The 7,793-nt window shown below is 64.9% G+C and carries 9 protein-coding genes; 8 read left to right on the top strand and 1 reads right to left on the bottom strand.

The annotated features are described in order from the left end of the window. A partial coding sequence (miaA, locus tag A3764_RS13710; protein WP_067951676.1) for a tRNA (adenosine(37)-N6)-dimethylallyltransferase MiaA occupies positions 1–928 on the bottom strand: 928 nt, incomplete at its 3' end. A 105-nt stretch (positions 929–1,033) separates the two neighbouring features. Here miaA and pyrH point away from each other — a divergent pair. The 8 genes from pyrH to A3764_RS13675 all read left to right on the top strand — a co-directional run. After that, positions 1,034–1,762 (top strand): UMP kinase, encoded by a 729-nt coding sequence (gene pyrH, locus A3764_RS13705; protein ID WP_067920660.1) that lies wholly within the window; start codon positions 1,034–1,036, stop codon positions 1,760–1,762. A 118-nt stretch (positions 1,763–1,880) separates the two neighbouring features. After that, the gene (gene frr / locus A3764_RS13700) at positions 1,881–2,444 is read left to right on the top strand and encodes a ribosome recycling factor (RefSeq protein WP_067920656.1); all 564 of its coding nucleotides are present in this window, start codon (positions 1,881–1,883) and stop codon (positions 2,442–2,444) included. Positions 2,445–2,531: 87 nt separating this feature from the next. After that, positions 2,532–3,272, top strand: a complete 741-nt coding sequence (uppS, locus tag A3764_RS13695) for a polyprenyl diphosphate synthase (protein ID WP_067920658.1) — start codon at positions 2,532–2,534, stop codon at positions 3,270–3,272. Between the two features lie 11 nt (positions 3,273–3,283). Beyond that, complete coding sequence (locus A3764_RS13690) at positions 3,284–4,075, top strand: phosphatidate cytidylyltransferase (protein ID WP_067951675.1); 792 nt, start codon at positions 3,284–3,286, stop codon at positions 4,073–4,075. Further along, positions 4,075–5,250: a 1-deoxy-D-xylulose-5-phosphate reductoisomerase gene (dxr, locus tag A3764_RS13685; protein WP_067923169.1), complete on the top strand. Its 1,176-nt coding sequence runs from the start codon at positions 4,075–4,077 to the stop codon at positions 5,248–5,250. Before A3764_RS13690 ends, dxr begins: the two co-directional genes overlap by 1 nt. 2 nt (positions 5,251–5,252) lie before the next feature. Then, positions 5,253–6,605: an RIP metalloprotease RseP gene (gene rseP, locus A3764_RS13680; protein ID WP_067951674.1), complete on the top strand. Its 1,353-nt coding sequence runs from the start codon at positions 5,253–5,255 to the stop codon at positions 6,603–6,605. A gap of 85 nt (positions 6,606–6,690) precedes the next feature. Further along, positions 6,691–6,816 (top strand): hypothetical protein, encoded by a 126-nt coding sequence (locus A3764_RS26250; protein WP_269084753.1) that lies wholly within the window; start codon positions 6,691–6,693, stop codon positions 6,814–6,816. A 242-nt stretch (positions 6,817–7,058) separates the two neighbouring features. Then, on the top strand, positions 7,059–7,793 hold a 735-nt coding region (locus A3764_RS13675; protein WP_330220524.1), incomplete at its 3' end, for a POTRA domain-containing protein.

Genomic DNA, 7,793 nt, shown 5'->3' with positions numbered 1-7,793 from the left:
GTGGCAGACGCCCAGCACCTTTTCGGGGATCAGCGGCGACAGCTTCAGTTCGATCGCGGTGGAATAGGCGAGGGTGCCTTCGGAGCCGACCCCATGTACGTTGCCGTTTGGCATAGCGCCGGGTGGCGATCACGGCGGCGTCGCGCGCGGCCTCCAGCGTCAGCCGCCCCTCCAGATGCGCCATGAGTTCGGGCACGCCGATGGCGCGATGCGCGGGCAGGGCGGGGTCATATGACGGGCGTACCGCCTCTGCCTCTTCCAGCGCGCCTTCGGCCAACATCGCGTCAAAGCGCCGCGCGATCCGCGTGTTGAGCCAGTCTCGGTCCGCGTCCAGTACTAGCGGCAGGCAGTTTTCCAACGGCAGCAGCGGCGGGCCGGTATCGTCCTGCCAATCCGCCAAGGCGCGCCCCGTGCCCCGCTGCACCTCCCACGCCCGCTGGACCCGCGCCCGGTTGGCCAGATCGATCCGCGCGGATGTCCGCCCATCGAGATCGGACTGCAACTGGGGCAGCGTGCGCGCATCGGCTTCCTCGCGAACCTTCGGCGGGATGGGCGGGATCTCCGCCAGCCCTTCGGTGAGGGCCGCGAAGTAAAGCCCCGTGCCGCCGACCACGATGGGCCGGGACCCGCCCCTCAGCAGCGGGGCCAGATCGCGCAGCCATTCGCCGGCGGAATAGACTGTGGTCGCAGGGACATGACCGTAAAGCGCATGGGGCGCGCGGGTCTCCTCTTGCCGCGAGGGGCGCGCGGTGATCACCCGCCAGCAGTCGTAGACCTGGCTCGCGTCGGCGTTGATCACGGTGCCGCCCGCCTCTTCGGCGATGCGCAGGGCCAGCCCGGATTTGCCGGAGGCCGTAGGCCCGGCGATGAGCACCGGGCGGGCGGGATCGAGCCGCTTCAGCGTTTCTGGGTCGAAAGGCGACGACATGGCGCGAAGGCCCTCCGGTACGGATTGATCCTTTCGCGCATTTGCGACATTTTGCGCCGAAATACAAATCAGGTGCCGCGCCGCACCCCCCTGAAAGGTTTCCCCATGCCACAAGATGCCCCCCAGACGACCTTCAAACGGGTGATGCTGAAGATCTCGGGGGAGGCGTTGATGGGCGATCAGGGCTACGGGCTCCATCCGCCGACCGTGGAACGCATCGCCCGCGAAGTGCAGAGCGTGCATGAGATGGGCGTGGAAATCTGCATGGTCATCGGCGGCGGCAACATCTTTCGCGGGCTTCAGGGCTCCGCGCAGGGTATGGAACGGACCACCGCCGATTACATGGGCATGCTCGCCACGGTGATGAACGCGCTGGCGATGCAATCCGCTTTGGAAAGCCTCAAGATCCACACGCGCGTCATCAGCGCGATCACGATGAACGAAGTGGCGGAGCCCTATATCCGCCGCCGCGCCGTACGCCATCTGGAAAAGAAGCGGGTCTGCATCTTTGCCGCCGGCACGGGCAACCCCTATTTCACCACCGATACCGCCGCCACGCTGCGCGCGAACGAAATGTCCTGCGAGGCGATTTTCAAGGGCACCAAGGTCGACGGCGTCTATGACAAGGATCCGGCCAAGCACGACGACGCCAAGCGCTACGACACGGTCAGCTACGACGACGTCCTGCAAAAGCGCCTGGGTGTCATGGATGCCTCTGCCATCGCGCTGGCGCGCGACAACAACCTGCCGATCATCGTCTTTTCGCTGGATGAGCCCGGCGGGTTCAAGGGGATCCTTGCGGGCGAGGGGACCTATACCCGCGTTCAGGGCTGACCCCGCGGCAGGCGCCCGGCCCACCGGCAAACATGCTGGTAATCACACCGGCGCATGATCTATACAAACCGGCAGGCGGCCCCGGGCCGGAACGAGCGACGAGTGAGAACGGAAAACCATGTCAGACGATTTTATGCTGGATACAGACGACATCGAACGCCGGATGGAGGGCGCGATTGCGGCACTGCGGACGGAATTCGCTTCGCTGCGCACGGGCCGCGCCTCTGCCTCGATGCTGGAACCCGTCATGGTGGAAGCCTATGGCCAGAAGACACCGATCAACCAGGTCGGCACGGTCAACGTGCCGGAGCCGCGGATGGTCACCATCAACGTCTGGGACAAGGGCCTGGTCGGCAAGGTGGAAAAGGCTATCCGTGAAAGCGGTCTGGGCATCAATCCGCAGCTCAACGGCACGATCATCATGTTGCCGATCCCCGAGCTGAACGAAGAACGCCGCGCCCAGCTTTCGAAGGTGGCGGGCCAATATGCCGAACATGCCCGCGTTTCGATCCGCAACATTCGCCGGGACGGGATGGACAAGATCAAGAAGGCCAAGGCCGACGGGATGAGCGAAGACGACCAGAAGATCTGGGAAGGCGAGATGCAGGAAATCACCAACCGCTTCATCAAGGCGGTGGATGACCAGCTCGAAACCAAACAGGCGGAGATCATGCAGGTCTGACGCCTTTCCCGAAGAAGGCGGAAAGACCCGAAAAACAGCACAACTCACTGACGGGGCCGCGTCAGCCAACTCGCCGGAGACCCATCAATGTCCACCGCCGCCGACACTACGATCGAACGTGTTCCGGGGGGGCCGCGTCATGTCGCGATCATCATGGACGGCAATGGCCGCTGGGCGACCCAGCGCGGCCGTCCGCGCCTATTCGGCCATCATGCGGGTGCCAAGCGCGTCCGCGAGATCGTCGAGGCCTGCCCGGATATCGGTGTCGAATTCCTGACGATTTTTGCCTTCTCGACCGAGAACTGGAAACGCACACAGGTAGAAGTCGCCGGGTTGATGAGCCTCTTTCGCCGCTACATCGCCAAGGAGACCCGCGCGCTCAGCGAATTCGGGGCGCGGGTGCGATTCATCGGCGACCGGGTGCAGCTCGATGCAAAGCTCATCCGGCTGATGAACGAACTCGAAGAGGCCACCGCCGGAAACAGCCGCGTCAACCTGACCATCGCGCTGAACTACGGCGGTCGGGATGAGGTGGCCCGAGCGACCAAGCGGCTCGCGCAGGACGTGGCCGAAGGCCGGCTCGACCCCTCCGCCGTGGATGAGGAGACCCTGCCGCGCTATCTCGACACGCGAGTGCTGCCCGATCCCGATCTGGTGATCCGCACCAGCGGAGAGGCGCGCATCTCCAACTTTCTGCTCTGGCAGTCGGCCTATGCGGAGTACGAATTCATCGATACGCTCTGGCCCGACTTCACGAAGGAGGAGTTTCACCTGCTCTGCCGTGACTACGGCCAGCGCGACCGCCGCTTCGGCGGGGTCAAGCGATAGGGGAACGATTGATGGCGGCAAAGACGGAACGGTGGGCGGATCTGGCCACGCGCATGGGGTCGGGGGCCGCGATGGTCGTGGCGGGACTCTTGGGCATCTGGTTCGGCGGACTTGTCTTTCACCTGCTGGTGGCGCTGATCTGCGGGCTGATGGTCTGGGAACTGGTCGGCATGCTGCGCCCCGGCGAACGGGGTGCGCAGTTGCAGATGGGCGGGTTGACCGGGGCGGCCCTGCTTGCCGCTTTCTACCTGCCGGTGGGCTTTGCGCTGCCGGTGCTGCTGGCCCCTGCGATGGTGGGTTTCGGCCAGCTTGCCAGGCATCGCACGATCTTCATGGTTTTCACCGTCATGATCCTTCTGGCGGGCTTTGGCATCGTGCAGATCCGCGATGAACTGGGGTTCGGCTGGCTGATGTGGCTGGTGCTGGTGGTCGTGACGACGGACGTGGTGGGCTATTTCGCGGGCCGGGCCATCGGCGGGCCGAAGTTCTGGCCCCGCGTCAGCCCCAAGAAGACATGGTCCGGCACGGCGGCGGGCTGGGTGGGGGCCGCCCTGATCGGCGCGCTATTCTCGCTCAATACCGGGGTCGGGCTGCAGCTGATCGGTATTTCCATCGCGGTTTCCATGGCCTCCCAGATGGGCGACATGGCTGAATCCGGGGTAAAGCGGCGCATGGGCGTCAAGGATTCCTCGGCGCTCATTCCCGGGCACGGGGGCCTGCTGGACCGCTTCGACGGGATGTTGGGGGCATCGGTGTTTCTGCTGATCATCGGTCAGTTCATCGGCTTCCCGCCCGGACTCTGATGCCGCGACGCATTTCAATTCTGGGTGCGACCGGGTCCATCGGGCAAAGCACGATCGACCTCGTCCGCCGTGATCCCGCGGCCTATCAGGTGGTGGCGCTGACCGGCGCGGGCAATATCGCGCAGCTTGCCGCCGATGCCCGCGCGCTGGGGGCCGAGGTGGCCGTGACCGCCCGCGAAGACCTGCTGCCCGACCTGCGCGACGCGCTTGCAGGCAGCGGCACGGAAGCCGCAGCGGGGGCCGGGGCCATTCGCGAAGCCGCCAGCCGCCCGGCGGACTGGGTCATGTCCGCCATTGTGGGGGCCGCCGGTCTCGCACCCGGGCTGGCCGCGCTCGAACAGGGCACGACGCTGGCGCTGGCCAACAAGGAATCGCTTGTCTGCGCCGGTGCGCTCATGCTGGAAACAGCGACCCGGCACGGGGCCACGATCCTGCCGGTGGACAGCGAGCATTCCGCCATTTTCCAGGCCCTCGTGGGCGAGGATATGGGGGCGGTCGAACGCATCATCATCACCGCCAGCGGCGGGGCCTTCCGCGACTGGCCGTTGGAGAAACTGGCAGACGCCACGCCGGAGCAGGCCTCGGACCACCCCAACTGGGACATGGGCCAGCGCATCACCATCGATTCCGCGTCGATGTTCAACAAGGCCATGGAAATCATCGAAACACGGGAATTCTTCGGCATCGCGCCCGACGCGATCGAGGTACTCGTACATCCGCAATCGCTGGTGCACGCGCTGGTCGGTTTCCGCGACGGGGGGATCATGGCCCATCTCGGCCCTGCGGACATGCGGCACGCCATCGGCTACGCCCTGAACCATCCCCAGCGCGCAGCCCTGCCGGTGGAGCGGCTCGACCTTGCGAAAATCGGCACGCTTGAGTTCCGCACCCCGGATGAAAAGCGCTGGCCAGCCCTGCGCCTCGCGCGGGAGGTGATGGCCGCAGGCGGTCTGACGGGCGCGGTCTTCAACGCGGCAAAGGAAAGCGCGCTCGACGGTTTTCTGGATCGCAGGCTGCGGTTCACCCAAATGGCGGCCGTGGTCGAACAGGTGATGGAGGCGCTCGCCGCCGAGCCGGGACTGACCACGGCCGATATGACACTTGATAACGTGATCCGGATCGACCATCTGGCACGGCAGGCGGCCAAAGCCGCGACCGACAAGAAGGCAGGGTAGTTTTGGACATTTTTTCGCTGGCGCCGCAATTCGGCAGCCTGATCTGGACCTTGGTTGCCTTTGTCGTGGCCCTGTCGGTCATCGTCGCGATTCACGAATACGGGCATTACATCGTCGGTCGCTGGTGCGGCATCCAGGCGGATGTCTTCAGCCTTGGCTTCGGCCCTGTCCTGTTTTCGCGCCATGACAAGCGGGGCACCCGCTGGCAGGTCGCGGCGCTGCCCTTTGGCGGTTACGTCAAATTCGCGGGCGATGCGGACGCGGCCTCGGGCAAGGACGAGGTGGCGATTGCCGCACTGGCCGAGGATCCCGACAAGCTGCGCCATACGATGCATGGTGCGCCGCTCTGGGCGCGCACCCTGACCGTGGCGGCGGGGCCGGTCTTCAACTTCGTCCTGTCGATCCTGATATTCGCCGGGATCGCCTTGGTATCGGGCACGCCGCGCGAGCCCTTGACCGTGGGCGAATTGCACGACATGCCGCTTGTCCCGCAGGGATTGATGACCGGCGATGTCATTGCGGGGATCAACGGTGAGCCCATCCCGGCCACTTCGGACCGGGAGGCTTACCGCGCCTTTCTGACCGATTTGCCCGATGCGCGGGTGCTCGAATACGATGTGCTCCGGGGGGATCAGCGCCTCACCGTCGAAGGGCCCAACCTTTTGCCGCCCCTCGTCGGGCAGGTGGTGCCGCAATCGGCCGCCTATGAAGCTGGGCTGCGGCCCGGCGACGTGATCGTCGAGGTGGACGGCACGCCCATCCACGCCTTCGACCAGCTCAAGGACCGGGTCGAGGCGTCGGGCGGCGCGACGCTGGAGCTGTCGGTCTGGCGCAAGGGCCAGACGCTGCCCTTCACCCTGACGCCGCGTTCCACGGATGAGCCGCAGGCGGACGGCAGTTTCGCCAACAACCTGCGCATCGGTATCGTGAGCGACATGGCGTTCCGCCCCGCCACGGAAACTCCCGGCATGGGGGAGGCCTTGGTGGGGGGCGCGCGCAACATGTGGCGCATCATCGAAGGGTCCTTCGCCGGACTGAAGCAGATGATCATCGGCAATATCAGCACCTGCAATCTGTCGGGGCCGGTGGGCATCGCCCAGACCTCCGGCGCGATGGCGAGCCAGGGTGCGACTTCCTTCATCAATTTCATCGCTGTGCTGAGCACCGCGGTGGGGATGCTCAACCTCTTCCCCATTCCCGCGCTCGACGGGGGGCATCTGGTTTTCTACGCCTATGAGGCCGTCGCCCGGAAACCCCCCAGCGATGCCGCGCTGCGGGTGTTGATGAGCATCGGCATCGCGCTGGTCCTGACGCTGATGGTATTTGCGCTTTACAACGACGTCTTCTGCCCCTGAGCGTTTTGCCCCGGATTTGCCACAATTCGTCAAACTCGCGCCTCAATCGACTGTCATTCTGACGGTTAGACATGAGGAGTGCACCATGCAGACGATTCAAACATCCTATCGTGGCCTGAGCCTGCTGATGGATCTGAACTGGGACCGCGCGCTCTATACGGGTGCGATCGCCGCGGCACTTCTGGCCGGGTCCTGGCTCGGTTCGCTCTGAGCGGCATCCCGCCATCTTATCCACAGCATAATGGGGGGCTATCGCCGCCCGCCGCAGGATCTGGTGATCTTTTTCGTCCCGCTTGCTTTTGACAAGCCAAGCCAATCTCGGTACTCAGTACGCCAAATGACCTCTTGAGATTGGGCGGTACGATGGGACTGAGGAACGAGGGGGAAAAACCCTCCGGCCGGACGAACTTCGACGGTTTCACGACGACTGCGAAGGGGATTTCCCTTTCGGTCATGATTTCGGTGGCTTGGCTCCTTCCCGGGGCGCAGGCGACAGCGCAGGAATACCGGTTCGATACCGTCGTGATCGACGGTAACCAGCGCATCGGCGACAGTGCGATCATCGCGCGCGCTGGCCTGCGGCGGGGGCAGGCGATTTCAGCCGGCCAGTTGAACGACGCCTACCAGCGTCTCCAGAACACCGGCCTCTTCGAATCCGTGGCCATTGAACCGCGCGGCAATACGCTGGCGATCACGGTCGTCGAGTTGCCGACGCTCAATCAGGTCAGCTTCGAGGGCAACGCCCGGATCGACGACGAAACGCTGGCCGAACTCGTCTCCTCCGACGAGCAGCGCGTTTTCAATCCGACGCTTGCCGAACAGGACGCCGCCGCCATCGCCGAAGCCTATAGCAACGATGGCCGCATCGCCGCGCGCGTGCAGCCCCGGATCATTCGCCGGGATCAGAACCGCGTCGATCTTGTGTTCGAGATCTTCGAAGGCGACAACGTGGAGATCGAGCGGATCAGCTTCGTCGGCAACCGCGTCTATTCGGACAGCCGGTTGCGGCGGGTGCTGGGCACCAAGCAGGCCGGGCTCTTCCGCCGTCTGGTCCGCCGGGACACGTTCATCCCCGACCGGGTGGAGCTGGACAAGCAATTGCTGCGCGATTTCTATCTGGCGCGCGGATATGTCGACATGCGCGTACAGGCGGTCAACGCCCAGCTCACCGAAGAGCGTGACGGTTAT

The sequence above is a fragment of the Sulfitobacter sp. HI0129 genome (assembly GCF_001635395.1).
Classification (GTDB): Bacteria; Pseudomonadota; Alphaproteobacteria; order Rhodobacterales; family Rhodobacteraceae; genus Sulfitobacter.
Note: the sequence above shows the minus strand (reverse complement) of the source record. Positions and strands in the feature narration are given on the sequence as shown.

Bases quoted from the DNA above. Each gene is read 5' to 3' on its own strand.
- pyrH (WP_067920660.1), top strand. From the start codon at position 1,034: ATGCCACAAGATGCCCCCCAGACGACCTTCAAACGGGTGATGCTGAAG.
- frr (WP_067920656.1), top strand. From the start codon at position 1,881: ATGTCAGACGATTTTATGCTGGATACAGACGACATCGAACGCCGGATG.
- uppS (WP_067920658.1), top strand. From the start codon at position 2,532: ATGTCCACCGCCGCCGACACTACGATCGAACGTGTTCCGGGGGGGCCG.
- A3764_RS13690 (WP_067951675.1), top strand. From the start codon at position 3,284: ATGGCGGCAAAGACGGAACGGTGGGCGGATCTGGCCACGCGCATGGGG.
- dxr (WP_067923169.1), top strand. From the start codon at position 4,075: ATGCCGCGACGCATTTCAATTCTGGGTGCGACCGGGTCCATCGGGCAA.
- A3764_RS26250 (WP_269084753.1), top strand. From the start codon at position 6,691: ATGCAGACGATTCAAACATCCTATCGTGGCCTGAGCCTGCTGATGGAT.